This window comes from Chryseobacterium sp., from assembly GCF_041914225.1.
In the GTDB taxonomy this organism is placed as follows: Bacteria; Bacteroidota; Bacteroidia; order Flavobacteriales; family Weeksellaceae; genus Chryseobacterium.
Genome location: NZ_JAYSDT010000017.1, coordinates 16961 through 37232 on the forward strand (window position 1 = coordinate 16961; position 20272 = coordinate 37232).

A 20272-nucleotide genomic window follows, 5' to 3' on the forward strand; every position below is an offset into this window, starting at 1 on the left:
CACTGAATGTTTATTCAAGTTATTTGGCAGATGGGTTGACCATTACTGAAGAATTGGAAACGCTTTTCATAGACTGAGACTGTTTTCCATCTGAAATGGTTTCTATCTGAGTTGTTTTTACGTTAATATTCTGGTTGGTAATCCATCCTGTGCTTTCGTCAAACTTAATGGTTCCGTTCTGAACCAGTTCACTGCTCAGACTGTGTGTAATTGGCCCCTGAGCTTTCTTTTCTGTCTTCTTGGGAATCCCTCCTGTTACCGCAATTTCTGCAGCTCCGTTTCCTAAGCTTTTCAATACATAATTGGAGGTTACCTTTACTGCTCCGCTGGCATCAGCATTTTCAGAAGTAGACCACTTTTCTCCGATTTTTACACCTTTTTTAGGAATAATCATCAGGTTTTTGTGGAACTGATCTTTCAGTACTTTTTCGTTGAATGACTGCTTAAGGCTTGCTACTACGCTTGCTTTTTCATTGGCATCTTTGATCAGTGTACCTACCGCGTTGCCTACTTTTGTGTAAACAGGATCAAATCCTGTAATAGAAATTACATTACCTTTGGTATCCATCTTCATCTGAAGTTTGTTTCCGGTAAGTGCTTTGTTGACATTCCAGATCATTTTAAGTTCATCTTCTTTAGGAAGAGGAAGTTTGGTATCCACTACTACCGTTTTTCCCTGTGCAGACTGAGAACTTCTCTTTGCTACAAGGTTAAGGGTTATTTCATATACATTTCCTTTAATATCATCCACCACGAAGTTCATCTCATCTGTAGATTCGCTGGTTGCAGTGATCGATTTTCCCTGAGGATCTGTCATTGTTTTTACATCTCTCTGATACGTGGTAAGAGGATATGTCTTTCCTTTTTCCAGCTTAAAAGTCTGTGTGATAACACCTGCAGAATCTTTGATAGCAGGATTTTCTGAAACTTTCGCTACAGAATCAGCAGGAACTTCTACAGTTACCGTTTTTCCTGTTTTAGGATCTACTTTCGTTATTTTTGCTGTTTCTTTTTTACAAGATACAAGAGCTATTGATGATATAAGCGCAAGCGCTGCAATGTTTCTCATTTAATTTTAACTTTATTTTTTACTACTGTTTCTTAATAGATTATCTGCAATATCATGCAGTTTTCCCTGTGATTCTGCATCCGACTCGTTGGAAAGCACTACGACTCCCATGTTTTTTGACGGATAAATCTGAAGCACACTTGAAAAGCCAAATGTACCCCCTGTATGATAAACGGTTTGGGTTCCGTCTTCATATGTATGTAATCTCCAATATAATCCAATCGCATCTTCTTCACTTTTTACAAGAGGAGTATGGGATGTTTTCACGTACTTATTGCTTTCATCCAGATGATACTGCATGTATTTCACCAGATCCTCCGTAGTAGATATAATTCCTCCGGCCGGAGCGAAAATAGTGGTGAAATTCCTGGGCATTACCTTTCCTTTTTCGTTGTAACCGGTCAATCGTTGTGCAGAATTCGTACCAATAATAGTCTGAGTCATTTTCAAAGGCTTCGTAATATACTCTGAAAGGAGATCTGCATAGCTTTTATGGTATACTTTTTCCAGGATATCTCCTGCAATTTGCGTTCCTGTATTGGAATATTTATACTCTAAACCCGGAACAAAATCCAGTTTTGCCTGATGAAGATCTTCATAAAACTTCTCCTTTGAATAGTTTTTATAAAAATCAGACAGCAGTATCGCCACTGAGTCCATAGGCTTTTTGAAGGTCTCTGACTGATCCGGTAAAAACTGTGGCAGTCCCGAAGAATGATTGGTAAGGTTGCCAATCGTTATCGGATGCTTTCCAAATTCAAGATTAGGATAATTTCCGCCAATATATTTACGGATGTCATCATTCATTTTGATTTTATCATCCACTAAAGCATGAGCCAGAAGGGTTCCGGTAAATGTTTTGGTGATGGATGCAATCTCGTACAGACTTCTGGAAGTTGGAAGTTCCTGTTTTCCTGCTTCCGTTGTTCCATAATTATAAAAATAACTTTTACCATCCTTGAAAACACCTATTGAAAGCCCTACACGTGCAGGATCCTGCATATATGCGAGAGCTTCTTTCTGAACCATCTTATCAAGATCAGTTGTAAGACGGTTATCTGTTGCTATTTTTTTGGTCTGTGCATTAAAAATAAACGGAGCAAAAAATAAGGGTAAAAGTGATTGTATTTTCATGGTTTATGGATTGGGTATCACAGCCATTTTCTGTCTTACCGCTTCATACAAAATCGCCCCACAAGCTACAGAAACATTCAGAGATTGGGTTTTGCCTTCAATAGGAAGTTTTATTTTTTCATCAGCATGATGCAATACTTCTTTGGAAATTCCGGTTTCTTCATTTCCCATCACGATAGCACAAGGCTCAGTCATATTCACATCATAGATTAATTTCTGAGCTTTTTCACTGGCCGCATATACTGAAATACCGCTTTGCTGAAGGAAATCTACGGTGTGTGCAAGATTGTTTTCCTTACATATTTTGATATTATAGATAGCTCCTGCTGAAGTTTTTATCGCGTCAGAATTAATAGGAGCAGCACCTTTTTCAGGAATGATCACCGCATCAATACCCACACACTCCGCAGTTCTGCAGATCGCACCGAAATTTCTTACATCAGTAAGTCTGTCCAGAATTAAAAGAAAAGGTGTTTTTCCCTGTTCAAATAACTGTGGAACAATATCCTCCACTTTATGAAACGGTACATCCGAAATAAAAGCAACCACACCCTGGTGGTTTTTTCTGGTAAAACGGTTCAGTTTTTCAACCGGAACATAATTGGGACGGATTTTATTTTTCGCTAAAATGGCTTTTAATTCAGCATAAATAGGACCCTGAAGTGCATTCTGCACAAAGATCTTGTCAATCGTTTTTCCCGCTTCAATTGCTTCAATTACGGGACGCAGCCCGAAAATAAAATCGTCTTTCATTGAAAATTTATTATATAGTTATAGAGTGAATTGTCAATCTTGAATTTTACTTTGTAAGTCAATTTGTTGGATGTATATTCACATCTGACTATTGACTTGCGCAGCAAGATTCACTATCTCCCTTTCTCTCCTAAAATTGCTCTTTTCTGTGCCATCACATATCCGTAGTGAAGGCTTTCATGCATGTTGTTGAAGATAATGGCATCCTGAATGCTTTTCAGATCCATCCCGAAACTTGTGGTGTAAGGCGTATAATCTGAGAAAAAATCACTGTCATAATCTTTCATTAAAATCTTGGAAGTTTCTGTAAGCAAAAATTCCAGATCTTCCACTTCTGATTTCTGAACATTTAAGTTGGGTAAAGTTCCTTTCTTGTAGGTTTCAATCCAATATTTATCAATACGGAACGGATTTCCGCTCAGGTAATAGTGCAGCAGCTGCTGTGTGGCAACCGTATGGGCAATATTCCAGTAAATATTGTTGTTGAAGCCATCCGGAATCAGAATCAGATCTTCATGGGATGTGTTCTGGAGGATATCTAAAAGGTTTTTTCTTACCTGTCTGTGCGCTTGAAAATGATAATTCATTTTGCAGAATTTTTAATCACCAAAAATAGTTTAATAAACTGGAAATGACAATTTTTTTGAGCAGAGGATTAAAGTTAAAATTTTTTAACTATTCGGGAAAAGGGTAGATTAAGGTGTTTTTTATGACAGGTTTTGATTGATTTCCATGTATTTTTACTTTATAAGATAAATAATACAAAAGCCCTCATAAGAAAAGTTTCGGAGAGGGCTTTGCTATTTTGTTCAAGAGATTAAAGACGGTTATTTCTTTATGATTTTGTGTTTAAATGTAGTTCCGTCTTTTAAAACAATAGTCAAAAAGTAAACGCCTGTGCTGTATGAGGAAAGATTTATTCTGTTCTCTTTATAGTTTTCAGCAAGTTTCCTTCCTTCTGTATTGAAAATACTTATTGAAATGACTTCTTCTTTTGATTTTATATTCACAAAGTCAGAAGTGGGATTTGGATATATGTTTACATCAACTGTTCTGATATCTTTTACATTCAATGTTGTATTGCTTTTACCCTGCATATAGACTGATAACATGACATCACCCTGTTGTTGGTTGAAAACAGCAGTTGGGATTGTGTGTTTCAAAGTATGATTCCCTGCGGTTAAATTGGGTAATGTGAACTCTCTGATAGGAACAGCATTTCCAGGGCACCAGTTATTCCATGAAGTCCAGTCTGCAAAGGTTTTGGGAGAAGCTCCGTAGATGCCGTTTCCTTGAGTATTGTATACCCGGTACGGTTCGCATGAAATGCCTCCTGGAGTATAGGTGAGTACCTGTACATCATCTATGTAGGTGTAGTTTTGTCTTCTGATGTATTCTTCACCGCCATTGTTCGCGCCATGAGGGGTGGATATTACAAAAAAACGGGCATTGGTAACAGGATCAGGCAGATTAAATGTAACAATCCTAACGGTTTCTCCCGGAACATCTGTACTGTTATAATTATTGAGTTTGTTATAGCTTAATATAGGTGTAAGGTTGTTGCTGTCAGAAGGAGTTGCTCCGGTATCCGTAGAGAAAAAAGTAAGAGTTCCCGAAAAAACATCAATTCTGTTTGCGCAACCTGAAACCTGGGTTTGCGCCGCATAAGGAACCCCGAAAACATCCAGCTCCATATAAAAATCATACATGCTGCGCAATGCTGTATTATGAAATATACTGTACAAATTGCTGACATCATAAGTATAAGGAACTTCTGAAGGAGTTTTGTTTTTATTCATAAAAGGAGTGATGTATCTGCCTACTTCTATTCTTTTGACATTGGGATCATTGATGGTATAAGTAGATTGGTTTTTAGGAACCATTGCTAAAAAGACTTCTCCGAGGCGGTCATAATTGTCACATAGTGCAGCTATTGTTACCCGCATCGCGATCTTGGCCTTGAAAGAATCTAATTCAGTATCAGTAAGTTTTCTGGTGTATCTGGCATTATTTAGTCTGGTTAAACCGGCAGGTACAGGATTGGATACCGTGGCTGCATAACCATCATAGTAAACGGCATCTGCAATCACATTGGTCATTGTCGTTTGGGCGGAAACAAGATTGATAATAAAAAAACTGAGAAAGGATAGCTTTTTATACATGCTGTTAATGTTTATTGTAAATATATGAAATGTGTATCAAAATTACTTTTAATTTCTTTTGTTTTTGTGTTTTATGTTGTTTTGTTATTAAAAGTTTGTTTTTTTAAATTTTAAAGTGTGTTTTTGATTAAATTGTTTCTTGTTGTTAGATGATTTGATTAAATATTTTTTTTATTGCTGTAATCAATGTATTTATTATTAAATTAGCATGGTATTCTGGATTAATATTATTAATAATGAAAAGAATTTTACTTTTATTTTTGTTTTTTACAGTGATAGGCGTTAGTGCTCAAATCAATATAAATATCGGGAGCCAAAATTTTGGTACCGCTCCTGTAAGCAGTTTTTTTTCCTATTCCTATGTACAGCAGATATATCCCAAACAGGAAATAAATGCTAATGCAGCAGGTAATATCACAGGTCTGACGTTTTATATTGATTCTTCATCAACGATTACTGAATCCTCAAACTGGACTGTATATCTTGGCCATACCTCAAAAACTGCTTTCTCTTCCGGTACAGACTGGATTCCAGCTTCACAGCTAACGCAGGTATTTGCCGGAACTGTAGCCAAAACAAATAATAAAGTAGAAGTTGTTTTTAATACACCATTTGCTTATAATAACACTGATAATCTGGTGATAGCAGCAAAAGAAAATTCTCCGAATATTGATATTAATAATTTTGACGAAGCTTTTCATGTTTATCCCCATATTCCATATTCAACTTTGTATTATAAAGGAGACCGTACGGTTGTAGATATTGCATCTCCTCCAGGAGGAATAAGAGCGGATTATAAATCGGCAGTTACAATTTCAGGCCTTACAGCAAGTGCGAGCCCTGCCTGTCCTTTTGTTATTTATCCTGTAAATAATACTCAGAATATCTCTTTAACTCCCAATTTCAGCTGGCTTCCGGTTTCTGGAGCTACATCCTATAAAATTTCATTGGGAACGAGTTCAGGAAGTGCTGATATTATTAATCAGCAAGCAGTATCCGGAAATAACTTTTCGCCTTCCGCAGCGCTTACTGCCGGAACAACTTACTATTTAAAAGTGATATCAGTTTCGGGGAATACAGAATCTTCAGGATGTTCTGAGCTTGTTTTTAAAACCGTTCCTCCGATACCTGCAAATGACGCATGTTCAGGAGCATTACCTGCATCAGTATTTCCTTACACATATACACAGAGTGATGCTGTATCTACAGCTAATAATGCGGGGAATATAAGTGTATGTACAAGTGCCGGAGATACAGGGATGAATGATGGGACATGGTTCAAGCTGGCTGGTGATGGCAGTCAGTATACTATTAAAGTGACCATGCCTTCCGGGAGTAGTTTTGATCCCCAGATAGGTGTATACAGCGGCAGCTGCAGTAATCTGTCATGTGCAGGAACGGTTGATAATGGTGGTGGAGGTACTGCGGAAACGATTACGATTACCACAGTATCAGGAACAGACTATTTTATAAATGTTGGAGATTATGATGATACTACAGATGCACCTGAAAATACATTTACGATTACGATAACTAAGCTGTAAAGCATTCAGAACTTAATTTCTATATAAAATATGAGATAATTAAAGAATGTTGCAAAAGTGATTTTGTGACATTTTTTAATGAACAATACAAAAACTAGATAAGTGTTTTCATAACAATAATTTGAATTTTTGAATTTGCTTATACATAAGGAATTCAGTGTTATAGCTTTAAATATCTCGTTAATTCCTGATTTTTAACAAACTTTAACTCAAAAATGGCATTTATCATGTTGATTAATGCAAGTATTTATCTGAAATTTACCACTTATTTTAAATCAAGCTATGTCAGAGATATATCAAGCTGAAGATATCCGTCAATTGACGGAAAAAGTAAAAGAAAAAAACTACTTATTTTCTCTTCTGAGACAGGAAATCAATAAAGTTATTATTGGACAGGAATACATGGTAGACCGTCTTTTGGTCGGGCTTTTAGGAAACGGTCACGTTCTTCTTGAAGGCGTGCCCGGGTTGGCTAAAACCTTAGCGATAAAAACATTGGCAGATGCCGTTCACGGAGAGTTTTCAAGAATTCAGTTTACACCGGATTTACTTCCTGCAGACGTAGTGGGAACTATGATTTATAATATCAAAGACAATGATTTTTCTATAAAAAAGGGTCCTGTATTCGCGAACTTTGTGCTGGCAGATGAGATTAACCGTGCGCCGGCCAAAGTGCAGTCGGCACTTCTGGAAGTAATGCAGGAAAAGCAGGTGACCATTGGTGATGAAACGATGAAGCTGCCAAAGCCATTTCTGGTACTGGCAACCCAAAACCCGATTGATCAGGAAGGAACTTACCTGCTGCCTGAAGCACAAAGCGACCGATTTATGCTGAAATGCACGATCGATTATCCTGCTTTTGAAGATGAAAGACAGGTGATGAGAATGGTTTCAACTTCCCATCAACCGACTGTGAAACCGGTTATTTCCCTTCAGGATATTGTAGATGCTAAAGAATTGATCAACCAGATCTATCTGGATGAGAAAATTGAAAAATATATCCTGGATATGGTATTTGCCACCCGTTATCCGGAAAATTACGGCCTTTCTGAGCTTAAAAATTATATCAGTTTCGGAGCTTCTCCAAGGGCATCCATTAACCTTGCTATTGCTTCAAGAGCCTATGCATTCTTAAAAGGAAGAGCATTTGTAATTCCTGAAGATGTAAAGGCATTGGCTAAAGATGTATTGAGACACAGAATGGGCTTAACATTCGAAGCCGAAGCCGAAGAGATTTCAACAGAAGAAATTATCAACAGAATCTTAGCAAAAATCCAGGCGCCGTAATGAGTGAGGTAACTATCAGAAAAGCAGTCGTAGCTGACTGTGCTCCTATGCTGGATTTAATCAGAGAACTGGCAGAATATGAAAAAGCGCTGCATGAAGTGACAGTGACACTGGACGAGTTTACTGAAGATGGTTTTGGCGCCTCTCCGGTTTGGGGAGCTTTTGTAGCAGAATATGAAGGAGAAATAGTAGGAATATCATTGTATTACGACAGATATTCAACATGGAAGGGAAGAAGGCTGTACCTTGAAGATCTTGTAGTAACGGAAAGATTGAGAGGAAAGCAGATCGGAAAAAAACTCTTTGATGCGACACTTGAATACGGAAAATCAAATAATTACAGCGGAATGGTGTTCCAGGTACTGAACTGGAATGAACCCGCTATCAATTTTTATAAAAAATACAGTACGAAGTTTGACAACGAGTGGTCGAACGTATCCATTGAGTTTAAAGATTAACCTAAACCCGGATCCCGAAACCCAAATATTAAACTTTGAATTTTAAACCTTAAACTTGTCTATGCAGATAAAAGATATTGTAAAAAAAGTGAAGCAGATTGAAATCCGGACCAGAAAAAAGACGGAAGCTGCTTTGATGGGGCAATATCACAGTGCTTTTAAAGGGCAGGGGATGACTTTTTCTGAAGTGCGACCTTATCAGTTTGGAGATGAGATCAGAAGAATCGACTGGAATAAAACCGCACGTTTCCGTGAGCCGTTCGTAAAAGTGATGGAAGAAGAGAGAGAGCTGACGATGATGATTCTCGTTGATATTTCCGCTTCCATGGATTACGGAACGAAAGTTCAGCTGAAAAGAGAATATGTGGCAGAAATTGCCGCCAGTTTAGGATTCTCAGCTGCAGGTAATAATGATAAAGTAGGGTTGATCTTATTTGCAGATAAAGTATATAAAGTAATTCCTCCTCAAAAAGGAAGAAAGCATATTCTTTCCATCATCAGTAATATTCTCACTGCAGATTATGTTCCTGCGGAATCTAAAATAGACAAAGCAATGGAATATATGATGGGGATATTTAAAAGGAAATCTCTGGTATTTTTATTTTCAGACTTTGAAGATGCTTATGATTCCAAAATGCTGAGAGTGGCTTCAAAAAAGCATCAACTGTTGGGAATGAGAATTTACGATGAAAAGGATAATGAAATTCCTGACGTAGGATATGCCCTTTTGCATGATGCAGAAACTGGAAAGGAAATCTGGGTCAATACTTCCAGTGCAAGATGGCGGTATACCTTCGCGGAAGCCCAGAAACAAAAGCTGAGAGCTCTGGAAGAAGACTTTGCTACCAGTTCTGCGGGTTTTATGAATATCATTACCGGTTCAGATTATTCAAAATTATTGTATAATTACTTTCAGAAAAAATAAAATCGGTTCAGTCCATAACTAAAAAACATGAGGCAGCTGCCTTTATTATTTTAACATTGAGAAAAATACTTTTAATATTATCTTTTCTGGTCTGTGCAAATGCTTTTTCACAGATATTATCCTCTAACGTAGAAAAGAAAACCCTTGCTCTGGGAGAAACCAATCATATTACGATAAATATTGATAACCTTAGTGGGCAGCAGGTTACTTCAGCTCCGAAAAATGAGCTGCTCCCTTTTCATTTTGAAGAAATCAAAGACAGCATCGGGCAATCTGCCAATACCTATGAAAGAAAAATAGAATTTGCTGTTTTTGACGAAGGGAAATTTACCATTCCGGAACTGGAATTCAAAGTGGGAGATAAAATCCTTAAAACGATTCCTTACGAAATAGATGTCATCAATACTGCTCAGAAAGCCGATCAGATTAATGATATCATGAAGAATAAGGAGGTGAAGCTTGAACCGCAGGACTACTGGGAGCTTTATAAGTTTTATATTCTTGCTGCATTGGCTGGTATTGCAATAATTATTGCCATTATCATGTTTGTAAAATGGGGCAGAAAATCCAAAAGCGCTCCGGTAGTAGCTACCAATCAGACTTTAAAGGAACTTGACTCGCTTAAAAAGAAAAAATATATTGAAGGTGGAAACTTCCGGTCGTTTTATGTGGAACTGATTGATATTTCCCGAAACTTCATTACAAAACAATACCATCTTCCGGCAGATGTCCTTCTTACAGATGACCTTATTGATGTCATGAAAAAGAATAACACAATTTCCCAGGACAACGAAAAAATTGTGGAAGATGTATTCCAGAGGGGAGATCTTGTGAAATTTGCCAAAACTTTTCCTGATCAGGAGACCATGGAGAGAGATTTTGCCAATATCAGGGATTTTGTAAAAAGATCATCCAAAGATCTAGAATTCGAAAACTTAAGAAAGGATGTTTAATTTTGAGTTTTACAGCCCGTGGTTTTTACTGCTTTTTCTGCTGTTTATCCCGCTTTTGATTAAAGATATCGGGAAGAAGAAAAGAAAAGGCATAAAGGTGCCTACGATAAAAAACATGGATCACAGCGGTGGTATCCAGGGTATACTTTTTTTATTGAAAATCTCAAAATATATCATTCTTTCCGCTTTGATTATTGCAATGGCAAGGCCGAGAACATTTACGATTTCTCAGGACAGGGATGATACAAAGGGAGTTGATATTATGTTATCTATTGACGTTTCTTTAAGTATGCTCGCAAAGGATTTAAGTCCCGATCGTATCACTGCATTGAAAGATATTGCTGTAAAATTTGTTCAGAAACGTCCCAATGACAGGATAGGCGTTGTAGCGTATGCTGCGGAGGCATTTACCAAAGTTCCTGTCACTTCAGATCATCAGGTTGTTATTGATGAGATCAAAAATCTTAATTCTGCCGGCCTTGAACCAGGGACAGCAATCGGAGAAGGGCTTTCGGTTGCAGTAAATCATTTGATTAAAAGTAAGGCTAAAAGTAAAGTAGTCATCCTGATGACGGATGGAGTAAGCAATATTCAGAATGCAATTCCTCCACAGGTAGCTGCCGAACTGGCAAAAAATAATAATATAAAGGTATATGCAATCGGAATCGGTACCAATGGTTATGCCCTGATGCCAACATCACAAGACATTTTCGGAGATCTTATCTTTACTGAAACAGAAGTAACGATTGATGAAAATACTTTGAGAGAAATTGCACAGACTACAGGAGGGAAGTACTTCAGGGCTACCTCAAACAGTAGTCTTGAAGAAGTATACGATGAGATTAACCAGCTGGAAAAATCTGATGTGAAAGTTTCCAAGCTTTACAATTATGAAGAATATTTTAAGATATTTCTCTGGATTGCTTTAGGAATGCTGGTATTGGATGCATTGTTGAGATGGGTGTTTTATAAAATTTTAAGCTGATGAGTTGGTCTTTAGGAAATTATTGGTATTTATTTTTACTGTTGCTTCTGCCGCTGTTAGCTTCCTTTTTGATCCGGTTTTTAAAATGGAGAAATAAAAAAAGAGAAATTTTTGCAGCCAGTCAGTTTCATGAGAATTTATTTGAAAAGAAATCAGGATTTACAAAGTATTTCCCTGCATTATATTTATTGGCAACATTATTTCTGATATTCTCTATCATTGACCTTCTGAATGGCTCAGAAGAGGTGAAAAGTACCCAGAAACTGAATAATGTGATTTTCATGCTGGATGTATCCAATTCAATGAATGCAGAGGATATAGACCCAAGCCGTCTTGCAGAAGCTAAAAATCTGATGATGGCTGCCATGAAGAAAATGAATAATGACAAAATTGGTATTGTCATTTTTGCCGGAAATGCAATGTCGATAATGCCTCTTACCACAGATTACAATTCAGCGGAAACCTATATCAGCGGTATTGAAACAAGCTCCATGCAGATTCAGGGAACTGATTTTCTGAAGGGAATGCAGGCTGCTGTTGAAAAGTTTAAAAATGTAAGCAAAGGGTCCAGAAAAGTTGTTCTGCTAAGTGATGGTGAGGATAATGAAGGGAATGATAATGCCGCTATACGATTAGCAAATAAAGAAGGAGTGAGCATTACTTCCGTCGGGATTGGTACTGATGAAGGTGCGCCGGTTCCGGAATACGTTTTTGGACAGCTGATGGGTTACAAGACTGATGTTAATGGCGGAACAGTAATTTCAAAGAGGCAGACGGAGGCTTTAAAGAAAATGGCTGAATCTACAGACGGGACTTATATTGACGGAAATAATATCAATGAAGCCCCGGACAGGATAGCAGAAGCCGTAAATAAGAAATCTGCAGGTGCTGAAACCATGATGAAATCACAGAATGCAAATCATTACTATCAATATTTTCTTGCAGTATCTATTCTGTTTTTCTTTTTAATTTATATTTTTAATCCTAAAAAGGACTTTAATATGTAGATTTCCTCTTTATATAGAAGAAATTCTACAAGTACTTTAACCGAATTTTAACAAATAAAACTCTGTTTCTTAACATATAAAGGAATAATTTTGCAAGTGATGAATACTAAAATCATATTTTTATCGTTTATTGTTGCCTTCTCTTTCTCAGGCTTCCTGTTTGGGCAGGAAAACTACAGAAATTTAATCCATGAAGGGAACCAGAAATTTGACGGTAAAGATTATGACGGAGCTTCTTCCAAATACATGGAAGCGATAAAATCAAATGACAAAGATTTTACCGCTCATTATAACATGGGGAATGCTCTGTATAAAAGTAAAAAATACGAAGAAGCAAAAGCAGAGTTTGAAAAAGCAGAAAAACTTTCACAGACACTTCCTGATAAGACAGCTGCCCTTCATAATTTGGGAAATGCTTATATGCAGATGAATCAGCCGGAAAAAGCTGCTGATTATTATAAGAAGGCCCTAAAGCAGGATCCCTACAGCGAGGTAACCAGAAAAAACTATGAGATTGCCAAGCTGAAAGAAAAAGAAAAACAACAACAAAAAAACGAACAGAACAACTCAGGAAAAGGCGGCGGCGGAAATGATCAGAACAAAGGTGATGATCAGAAAGGCGACAAAGACAAAAAACAGGATCAGGGTAACGGCCCTCAGAACGAAGGCAAAAGTGACCAGGGTGACAATCCTAAGCAGAATCAGAATAACGAAGGCAGAATGCCAAAGAATCTTGAAAATGCGATCTTAGATAAAATAAACGAAAAAGAAAAAGAAACCGCCAGAAGAATTTTAAACAAAAATTCTTATTCGATGCCTGAGAGCAACGAGAAAGATTGGTGATGCAGCACAAATTGATTTACATATTGCTTACCCTGGCGTCCGTAATTACTTACGGACAGGTAAATCTTTCTATGGATGCAGATAAATCTGAGTATGCGGGTAAAGATATCATCAATCTTACTATTGTTCTTGAACTTAACGGAAGCGATCTTGTGCAGCAGACAGGTTTACAGCTTCCGGATCTTTCAAAATTTAATATTATAGGGAGCGGATCTGTTACCAATACTGTGATTGATCCGGCCACCAATACGTTAATTACCCAAAAAGTATCCAGGATTGCCCTTGAACCTAAGAAAAAAGGGAAAATAAAAATCGGTTCTGTGCTGGTTACGGTCAACAACAGAATTTATAAAACAGAGCCTTTTGACGTCAATATCCGTGATATTGTTGACAAAAGATCACTGGCGGCCAATACATCCAATGACGTTTATCTGAATATGGAGATTGATGACAGGGATGTATATCAGGATCAGCCTACTGTTGTGGTACTGAGAGTATATTCAAGAAACATAGATAACCTGAGAAAGGTGAAGAATATCCATCTTCCTCAACAGGATAATATCAATGTGCATCCCATCAATTTTGATAAATCTGAGATAGATCCGTCAGGATATGGAAATATGCCTTCACAGGTTCTGGCAATGTTTATGGTATTTCCGAATGAAGCAGGGTATGTAGAAGTTCCGGGAGTTACAGCATCAGTAAGTACCTATTCAAATAAAACTAAAATTGTTTCCAATAAAGTTAAGATTAATGTAAGAAAGCTTCCTGAAGGGGCCCCTGAATGCTTTAAAAATGCTGTGGGGAACTTTAATGTAAACGTATATAACGCTTCCAAAGAGAAGCCGGAAGCAAAGAAACCTCTGAATGTAGTAGTAAAAGTTTCAGGTGAAGGTAATTTACCGGATATGGAGCTTCCAAAAATTGCTGCCTCTCCGGATTATGAAGTTTTTGCTCCGAAAATTACCACTAAAGTTGCGCCCGGAACTACAGGAATGAAAGGAGAGATTCTTGCTAATTATGTTATTATTCCCAAAAAATCAGGAACAATCTCTATTAAAACAGAACAGTTTGCCTTCTTTAATCCTGCCAATAAAGAATATGTAGATCTGGGACAAAAAACACTGGATCTGAATGCATTTTCTCACGATCAGATTTTGGAAGCCCGTTCTACCGTAGAAAAGGTAAATGAATATACCAATAACCTTCTTGAGACGGTAAATACTCCTGTTTTAAAGACTACTTCATTTAAAGTAAAGGAAAAAAACAAATTTCACTGGAATATTCTTCTGACTAATATTGCTATCCTGATAAGCTTATTTGTTGCTTATCTGTTATTTAAAAATTGGCAAAAAAAACGTACATTAGTTAGGGAAAATGTACCGTCAAAACCTTTAGGTTCAGTGGCTGAAACAGAAAAAGAGATCCGGGAATTGATGAAAACGGATATCAATGATTATTTCGGATATCTGGAAAATCTTAAAGATAACGGAGAGTATGAAAAATTCTTTGTTACTCTGGAAGAACTGGATGAAGAGGTGAGAAGCCAGTATTTCGAAGGTTCTGTTGCAGAGTTCAGGACTTTTCTTGAAACACATAAAGGTTCTTCCATAGCGGAAGAATATGGCAAGTTGCAGCAGAAAGTTCAGATGGAAAAATATAATCCTGTAAAATCTGCAGAAGCTCTTGAAGAACTTTTGAAAACAATTGTTAATTTATATTCACAAATTAGCAAATAATCAGTTTATTTTCATATTTTTGCGAAATTTTTAATTACAAAGAGATGGAAATTTTTGATGGTTTCTCTTTTAAAGAGATTGTTACCAGCTTTATGGTCCTTTTTGCCGTTATCGATATTATCGGCTCAGTTCCTATTATAGTAAGCCTTCAGCAGAAATTCGGGCAGATTGAAGCAGGGAGGGCTGCAATTACTGCCGGAGCTATTATGATTATTTTCCTTTTCGTAGGAAACAAAATTCTGAAACTTATCGGAGTTGATGTAAATTCCTTTGCCATTGCCGGAGCCTTTGTGATTTTTGTCATAGCCCTGGAAATGATTCTGGGAATTGAAATTAATAAAACAACTGAAGCAAAGGCCGCATCTATTGTACCCATTGCATTTCCGCTGGTTGCAGGGGCTGGGACCTTAACTACCGCACTGTCTCTTAGAGCTGAATTTCATGATATTAATATTATCTGCGGAATTATTCTTAATACAATTTTCGTATATTTGGTGCTGAAATCAGCGAAATGGTTGGAAAGAAAAATCGGGGATGCTACTTTGATGATCCTGCAGAAAGTTTTCGGAATCATCCTTTTGGCAATTTCAATTAAATTATTCACCGCAAATTTTGCCCAGCTGGTGCAGAATTATATTAATTTTTAAGAGTCATGAAGAAGTTTTATAAAGTATTTTTAGTACTGTTTATCGTATTCATCGCCATCAATCTTTATGCTATCAACTGGCAGACAACAGATATCTTAGGAGATGAAGATAACCTGAAGTTTGTATTCTCAGCTGCTGCTGCAGGATTAGGTCTTATCCTGCTTTTTGTAATGGATACATGGAGCAGAATTGGTGTAAAGAAATAAATTGAATATTTCAATATAGATATAAACCTCTTTCTTTTGAAAGAGGTTTTTGTTTTTTTAGGTAGCAGGGTTTAGGTAATAGGTAATAGGTTGCCATTAGATTTCAATATTGTTTTTTATCAATAGAAACGGGCTTTAACCCGTTTAAACAAAACATATGATTTTCAAATGGCTTTAGCCAAAACTTATGAATATAATGCAAAGCTCACAAAGTTCTTATTAATAGCTCTACAATTTGTTCGCAAGGGCGTTACTTCACAAAGAAAAATATGCGCAATCATCCGTGAAAATCTGTGAAATCTGTGGTTAAAACTTACAATTATAAAAACCCAACAATTCTATGAAATAACCAGATTTTTCAATATGGCTTCAGATTTCAGTTCCGTTTCTCTCCATTCTTTTTCCGGGTTGCTTTGGGCTGTAATTCCTCCTCCCACGAAAAGATGTACAGCGTCTTTATAAAGCCTTGCACAGCGCAGATTCACAAAGTAAAAAATGCTTTCTTCGGTTTCAACCTTGATATAACCAGCATAGAATTCCCGTGAAAATTTTTCATATTTACGGATATTCTCGTTACAAAAATCTTTTGGAATCCCGCAGACAGCGGGAGTAGGGTGAAGATCCCGGATAATGCTGTCCAGATCTTCAGGCTTTATACTGGATTTAAAATCTGTCCGTAAATGCTTGATATTTCCTGAAATGTGATCATATGTTTCCGATTGCTGTACATCCTTAGAATAGTTTTTGAGAATATCCTGAATGTAAGTCGTAACCGGCTTCTGCTCTTCAATTTCTTTTTCAGACCATTCTTCTGATACAGGTAAGGTACCTGCAAGAGCCATGGTCTCAAACTCATAGGTTGTTTTATTAAACTTACCTAATACTTCCGAGAAAGCTCCCATCCATGCATTCTGCCCATCATTAAACAGATATCTGAAAGCATTGGGATAAGAATCACATAACTTTTTAAAACTTTCTTTATAATCGATTACTTTAAAGTCCGTAAATATTTTTCTTCTGGAATAAACAAGCTTAGGCAGATTGTTTTCTTTAATCACTTTAATCACTTCCTGCAATGTTGCGCAGTATTCTTCTTTCGTTTCAGCTGTAGAATTTGTTAAATCTTTGATCAGGACTTCATTGGTAATGGAACTCAGAGAAAACTCCGAAGATGTATCAATAATATCTCCGCGGAAGATGATCTGATCTGAGCCGTTATAGGAAAAAAAGGTGACTGCATTTTGAGAGTTTTTTTTATCAGCAGTCAGGAGTTTTTCGTCGAAAGGAAGTTTGAAATAAATCATTAGTTATGAAGGATTTTGAAAATCATCAGAGGAAAATGGTATAAGAATTTTCACTGTGGTTTTCCTTTCTGCAAAGGTATTACTAGTCTTAAAGATGTCAAAATAAAAAGGACTTAAATTTATTTTAAGTCCTTTATTTTTTATGCTGTTGCAACTTATCTGTGAATAATATTATTCGTCATTGTTGTATGATTGATAAGTACTCCTTTTTCGTCACGGATTTCAATTTCAGAAACATGCATCGTTTTGCCTTTTCTGATAAAACGTGCTGTAGCCGTTACAATACCGTCTTTTTTACTTCTTAAATGATTGGAATTGATATTGGTTCCCACACCGTAATATTTTTCGCCATCGATAAAGATATTAGACAGGCTTGACCCTAAGGTTTCAGCTAAAACGCAGCTGGCTCCTCCATGCATGATTCCAAACGGCTGATGAGTTCTTGGCAGAACAGGCATTGTGGCTGTAAGGGTTTCATTTTCCAGATCAATATCGATGAATTTTATTTCAAGTGTTTTGGCAAGAGTTACATCTCCCCAGTTATTGATAAATGCTAATATTTCTTCTTTTGTCTGACCTTTCATTTTTCAATTGCTAAATGATGATTGATTAATTTTGTTTTACGCCGTCCGTTTCATTTCCGGTTCCCATAATATTGGGATTCCAGTTGGCCGGAACTTTAGGGACAATATCATTTTTCACATAATAATCCTGAATTTCCTGCATGATCTCTGAAAAAGGTACTGATGCTATTCTTTCGTAAGGAATAGTATATCCCAGGTAAACAATTTTTCTTTTGAAATCGCCTGCTGCCAGTACAATAGGAACTTTTGCTGCCAAAGCCATGTGGTAAAAACCTTTTCTCCATTTCGGAACCCAGCTTCTTGTTCCTTCAGGGGTAATTACGAGACTGAAGTCTTCCCTGGAAAACTGATTGGCTACAAAATTGACAAGATCGTTTTTCTGGCTTCTGTCGATACCAATGCCTCCAAGGCCTTTTACAATACTTCCATACCAGGCTTTGGTATGGGCATCTTTAATGATAATTTTTAAAGGCTTTTCTAGAGACCAGTAGGCGAAATTTCCTAAAATGTATTCCATGTTATGGGTATGAGGAGCCACTACCAGTATACACCTGTTCAGGTTGTTGACATCGCCCTGCAGAACGACCTTCCAGCCTAATATCTTTAACATTGCTTTGCCTATCAGCTTTTTCATAGATTTCTTGAATTAAAAACAAAAAAGTATAACCAAACTTTGGTTATACTTTACAAATATATTGAAATATTATCGCTCTTAAAACAAACCGCTAATTAAATCTACGATTTTCATTACGAATTCCATTGCAAATTGTATCATGATGAAGCTGTGTTTTTGTTTGTTTGGTTATTAAATTTTTAGCTTTACGAAATTAAAACATTTTTTTCATATAAGAAACTAAATATTGTTTTATTTTCACTTTTCTGAGAGAAGAAGGGTGTGAATTTCAAACGGTTGCCATCCACTCACACCTTCTGCCACTCTCTGAAGTTAATTATTTAGTTTGTATGGAAATTTCGTTTTTTCCGTCTTTGATTTTGATGTCCATATCCTTGTTTGATTTTTTGATAGTAGACACTGCAGAATCAATTACCTTCTTTGCCTGGCTGTTCGGAACTTTTTTACCGTTTACAATGATACTGTCTTTATCATCAGAGTTGTATTCGATACTGGAACCGTTTACCGTGATTTTATTTTTTTCAATTCTTACATCGTTATGGTCGTCATCATTATCCTGATCGTTGTCATTGATACCATCTCCATCCAGATCCCCATCCATATTGATGCGGTCTTTTTTCATTGAAATAACCACCATTTTTTGTGGAACTACAAGTTCATAATCTAAGCTATAGTCTCTGAATCTGTGTTCATACGGATATTTTATATAGTTCGGAAGTAATACTTTATTATTCACCACTTCTACAGGAACTGTCATCTGGATAGGGAAGTTATATCCGTTTCCTTCTTTTTTGATGATCAGATAAGGTGTTTTGATATCCGGTTTTCTTGTAACATCTACAGAGATATAATCTTCTTCATAAACGGATCTTTTATCTGAATAAATATTATTATTGTAAGCTTTGAAGTTTTGAGGGATATTAACCTGTTTTACATCTACATACACTGTATCCGAAGTAGTGTTGATGGCAACATTTTCCACATCTTCCTTGCTTCCTCTGTAGATCATGTCCTTCTTAGCCATGCTGATTCCGAAATAAGTTCCCAGTCCGATCAGAAGAAGAAATAGACCTCCTACAACCCATCCGATATTTCTCAGCTTTGTTTTTGGAGAGAAAATCTTGATGCTTAATAAGCTGAAAAGGATTGCCGGAATTAAGCTTCCGATGACCATCATGGCTGCCAGTACTTTATCCAGCCCCTGATCATCCATATAGAATCTGATTTCATTAGCGCCAGGAAAGTCTGTATCCATCCCGAAAAGGCCGAATAATACAAATACTCCGATAATGCTTCCTACAGCCATCAGTACGAAGAATCCTCCTACGATGTACTTAAATACATTCCAGATTCCACTTCCTGCATTGTTGATATAAGGTTTGTTTTCAGTGTATATTTCTCCGACCCTCTGAGTAGATTCATTGGCAAATTGTACCAGTTTATTAGACTCATTCTTAAGATTGTCGAAGTTCATAGGCTTTCCCTGCATTTTCAGAAAATCTGCTGCTGTTTCAGCTTTTGGAAGTACGATCCAAAGGATTACATATAAAAGTCCTATTAATGAGGAGGAAATTGCTGCTGTGAAAATTCCTAAGATAAAGATTCCAAGCCAGATTGCTCTCATTGTAGTGATGTCCATTCCTACATATTGAGCTAAACCTGCACAAACTCCTGCTACTTTTTGTTTTTCCGGATCACGGAAAAGCTGTTTTTTATCTGTATAATAAGTTCCTGAATTATTTTTTCTGGCAGATGTTTTTTCGGAAAAATAAGCTTCTTCCTGTTCTTCGATTTTTTCAGGGCTTCCGATCTGTGCAATTACCTTTTCTACATCGGTGTCATTGATCACTTCACGTTTTCCTAAAGAATCTTTGAAAATTTCCACCATTCTTATTTCTATGTCATGCATTACCTCATCCGCTTCTGAAGCTTCCAGTGAGCTTCTCAGTGCATTCAGGTAATCGCTGAGCTTTATATATGCGTGTTCTTCTATGGTAAAAGAAAAACCTGCGAGTCCTATTGAGAGTGTCTTGTTCAT

The 20272-nt window shown here is 36.8% G+C and carries 20 protein-coding genes; 11 read left to right on the forward strand and 9 right to left on the reverse strand.

Translation table 11 applies throughout. The features are described from left to right. Positions 1–19: 19 nt before the first annotated feature. From ACE3RB_RS09615 to ACE3RB_RS09635, 5 genes are all read right to left on the reverse strand, one after another. Entirely contained in the window at positions 20–1069 is a 1050-nt protein-coding gene (locus ACE3RB_RS09615; protein WP_374464034.1) for a DUF6263 family protein, read from the reverse strand. A gap of 12 nt (positions 1070–1081) precedes the next feature. Beyond that, positions 1082–2203: a serine hydrolase domain-containing protein gene (locus tag ACE3RB_RS09620; protein WP_374464035.1), complete on the reverse strand. Its 1122-nt coding sequence runs from the start codon at positions 2201–2203 to the stop codon at positions 1082–1084. 3 nt (positions 2204–2206) lie between these two features. Next, positions 2207–2956: a 23S rRNA (guanosine(2251)-2'-O)-methyltransferase RlmB gene (gene rlmB, locus ACE3RB_RS09625; RefSeq protein WP_131435288.1), complete on the reverse strand. Its 750-nt coding sequence runs from the start codon at positions 2954–2956 to the stop codon at positions 2207–2209. 113 nt (positions 2957–3069) lie between these two features. Further along, the gene (locus ACE3RB_RS09630) at positions 3070–3543 is read right to left on the reverse strand and encodes a DinB family protein (RefSeq protein ID WP_047434092.1); all 474 of its coding nucleotides are present in this window, start codon (positions 3541–3543) and stop codon (positions 3070–3072) included. 240 nt (positions 3544–3783) lie between these two features. Then, positions 3784–5118, reverse strand: coding sequence for a peptide-N-glycosidase F-related protein (locus ACE3RB_RS09635; protein ID WP_374464036.1), 1335 nt, complete (start codon positions 5116–5118; stop codon positions 3784–3786). A 236-nt stretch (positions 5119–5354) separates the two neighbouring features. Between ACE3RB_RS09635 and ACE3RB_RS09640 the strand changes: the two genes are divergently transcribed. The 11 genes from ACE3RB_RS09640 to ACE3RB_RS09690 all read left to right on the forward strand — a co-directional run bounded on the left by ACE3RB_RS09640 (position 5355) and on the right by ACE3RB_RS09690 (position 15712). Further along, positions 5355–6662 (forward strand): hypothetical protein, encoded by a 1308-nt coding sequence (locus ACE3RB_RS09640; RefSeq protein WP_374464037.1) that lies wholly within the window; start codon positions 5355–5357, stop codon positions 6660–6662. A 282-nt stretch (positions 6663–6944) separates the two neighbouring features. Further along, positions 6945–7949, forward strand: coding sequence for a MoxR family ATPase (locus tag ACE3RB_RS09645; protein WP_041461642.1), 1005 nt, complete (start codon positions 6945–6947; stop codon positions 7947–7949). Next, positions 7949–8407 carry an N-acetyltransferase family protein gene (locus ACE3RB_RS09650; protein ID WP_374464038.1) on the forward strand — a complete coding sequence of 153 codons (459 nt, stop codon included), beginning with the start codon at positions 7949–7951 and terminating at the stop codon, positions 8405–8407. The genes ACE3RB_RS09645 and ACE3RB_RS09650 overlap by 1 nt, the downstream gene beginning before the upstream one ends. A gap of 61 nt (positions 8408–8468) precedes the next feature. Continuing rightward, the gene (locus ACE3RB_RS09655) at positions 8469–9332 is read left to right on the forward strand and encodes a DUF58 domain-containing protein (protein WP_374464039.1); all 864 of its coding nucleotides are present in this window, start codon (positions 8469–8471) and stop codon (positions 9330–9332) included. Positions 9333–9388: 56 nt separating this feature from the next. Next, positions 9389–10285, forward strand: a complete 897-nt coding sequence (locus ACE3RB_RS09660; protein WP_374464040.1) for a BatD family protein — start codon at positions 9389–9391, stop codon at positions 10283–10285. Beyond that, entirely contained in the window at positions 10278–11270 is a 993-nt protein-coding gene (locus tag ACE3RB_RS09665; protein ID WP_374464041.1) for a VWA domain-containing protein, read from the forward strand. Before ACE3RB_RS09660 ends, ACE3RB_RS09665 begins: the two co-directional genes overlap by 8 nt. After that, positions 11270–12277 (forward strand): VWA domain-containing protein, encoded by a 1008-nt coding sequence (locus ACE3RB_RS09670; RefSeq protein ID WP_374464042.1) that lies wholly within the window; start codon positions 11270–11272, stop codon positions 12275–12277. Before ACE3RB_RS09665 ends, ACE3RB_RS09670 begins: the two co-directional genes overlap by 1 nt. Before the next feature lie 99 nt (positions 12278–12376). Further along, entirely contained in the window at positions 12377–13120 is a 744-nt protein-coding gene (locus ACE3RB_RS09675) for a tetratricopeptide repeat protein (RefSeq protein ID WP_332388066.1), read from the forward strand. Continuing rightward, positions 13120–14859 carry a BatD family protein gene (locus ACE3RB_RS09680; protein WP_374464043.1) on the forward strand — a complete coding sequence of 580 codons (1740 nt, stop codon included), beginning with the start codon at positions 13120–13122 and terminating at the stop codon, positions 14857–14859. Before ACE3RB_RS09675 ends, ACE3RB_RS09680 begins: the two co-directional genes overlap by 1 nt. 44 nt (positions 14860–14903) lie before the next feature. Next, positions 14904–15506 carry a MarC family protein gene (locus ACE3RB_RS09685; protein WP_374464044.1) on the forward strand — a complete coding sequence of 201 codons (603 nt, stop codon included), beginning with the start codon at positions 14904–14906 and terminating at the stop codon, positions 15504–15506. Between the two features lie 5 nt (positions 15507–15511). Beyond that, a complete protein-coding gene (locus ACE3RB_RS09690) occupies positions 15512–15712 on the forward strand; it encodes a hypothetical protein (RefSeq protein ID WP_002977568.1) in 201 nt (66 codons plus the stop codon). A gap of 338 nt (positions 15713–16050) precedes the next feature. Here the strand turns inward: ACE3RB_RS09690 and ACE3RB_RS09695 are convergent, their stop codons facing one another. The 4 genes from ACE3RB_RS09695 to ACE3RB_RS09710 all read right to left on the reverse strand — a co-directional run bounded on the left by ACE3RB_RS09695 (position 16051) and on the right by ACE3RB_RS09710 (position 20272). After that, on the reverse strand, positions 16051–17016 hold the full coding sequence (locus tag ACE3RB_RS09695; protein WP_374464045.1) for a chorismate-binding protein: 966 nt from the start codon (positions 17014–17016) through the stop codon (positions 16051–16053). Positions 17017–17171: 155 nt separating this feature from the next. Then, positions 17172–17600 carry a PaaI family thioesterase gene (locus tag ACE3RB_RS09700; protein ID WP_002977570.1) on the reverse strand — a complete coding sequence of 143 codons (429 nt, stop codon included), beginning with the start codon at positions 17598–17600 and terminating at the stop codon, positions 17172–17174. A gap of 25 nt (positions 17601–17625) precedes the next feature. Then, on the reverse strand, positions 17626–18234 hold the full coding sequence (locus ACE3RB_RS09705) for a 1-acyl-sn-glycerol-3-phosphate acyltransferase (RefSeq protein WP_374464046.1): 609 nt from the start codon (positions 18232–18234) through the stop codon (positions 17626–17628). 316 nt (positions 18235–18550) lie between these two features. Next, positions 18551–20272, reverse strand: coding sequence for a PspC domain-containing protein (locus ACE3RB_RS09710; RefSeq protein WP_374464047.1), 1722 nt, complete (start codon positions 20270–20272; stop codon positions 18551–18553).

Coding starts and splice junctions, on each gene's coding strand:
- ACE3RB_RS09705 (WP_374464046.1), bottom strand. CDS start 18,234: ATGAAAAAGCTGATAGGCAAAGCAATGTTAAAGATATTAGGCTGGAAG.
- ACE3RB_RS09680 (WP_374464043.1), top strand. CDS start 13,120: ATGCAGCACAAATTGATTTACATATTGCTTACCCTGGCGTCCGTAATT.
- ACE3RB_RS09690 (WP_002977568.1), top strand. CDS start 15,512: ATGAAGAAGTTTTATAAAGTATTTTTAGTACTGTTTATCGTATTCATC.
- ACE3RB_RS09645 (WP_041461642.1), top strand. CDS start 6,945: ATGTCAGAGATATATCAAGCTGAAGATATCCGTCAATTGACGGAAAAA.
- ACE3RB_RS09615 (WP_374464034.1), bottom strand. CDS start 1,069: ATGAGAAACATTGCAGCGCTTGCGCTTATATCATCAATAGCTCTTGTA.
- ACE3RB_RS09655 (WP_374464039.1), top strand. CDS start 8,469: ATGCAGATAAAAGATATTGTAAAAAAAGTGAAGCAGATTGAAATCCGG.
- ACE3RB_RS09695 (WP_374464045.1), bottom strand. CDS start 17,016: ATGATTTATTTCAAACTTCCTTTCGACGAAAAACTCCTGACTGCTGAT.
- ACE3RB_RS09685 (WP_374464044.1), top strand. CDS start 14,904: ATGGAAATTTTTGATGGTTTCTCTTTTAAAGAGATTGTTACCAGCTTT.
- rlmB (WP_131435288.1), bottom strand. CDS start 2,956: ATGAAAGACGATTTTATTTTCGGGCTGCGTCCCGTAATTGAAGCAATT.
- ACE3RB_RS09640 (WP_374464037.1), top strand. CDS start 5,355: ATGAAAAGAATTTTACTTTTATTTTTGTTTTTTACAGTGATAGGCGTT.
- ACE3RB_RS09635 (WP_374464036.1), bottom strand. CDS start 5,118: ATGTATAAAAAGCTATCCTTTCTCAGTTTTTTTATTATCAATCTTGTT.
- ACE3RB_RS09700 (WP_002977570.1), bottom strand. CDS start 17,600: ATGAAAGGTCAGACAAAAGAAGAAATATTAGCATTTATCAATAACTGG.
- ACE3RB_RS09620 (WP_374464035.1), bottom strand. CDS start 2,203: ATGAAAATACAATCACTTTTACCCTTATTTTTTGCTCCGTTTATTTTT.
- ACE3RB_RS09670 (WP_374464042.1), top strand. CDS start 11,270: ATGAGTTGGTCTTTAGGAAATTATTGGTATTTATTTTTACTGTTGCTT.
- ACE3RB_RS09630 (WP_047434092.1), bottom strand. CDS start 3,543: ATGAATTATCATTTTCAAGCGCACAGACAGGTAAGAAAAAACCTTTTA.
- ACE3RB_RS09675 (WP_332388066.1), top strand. CDS start 12,377: ATGAATACTAAAATCATATTTTTATCGTTTATTGTTGCCTTCTCTTTC.
- ACE3RB_RS09650 (WP_374464038.1), top strand. CDS start 7,949: ATGAGTGAGGTAACTATCAGAAAAGCAGTCGTAGCTGACTGTGCTCCT.
- ACE3RB_RS09665 (WP_374464041.1), top strand. CDS start 10,278: ATGTTTAATTTTGAGTTTTACAGCCCGTGGTTTTTACTGCTTTTTCTG.
- ACE3RB_RS09710 (WP_374464047.1), bottom strand. CDS start 20,272: ATGAACAAGACACTCTCAATAGGACTCGCAGGTTTTTCTTTTACCATA.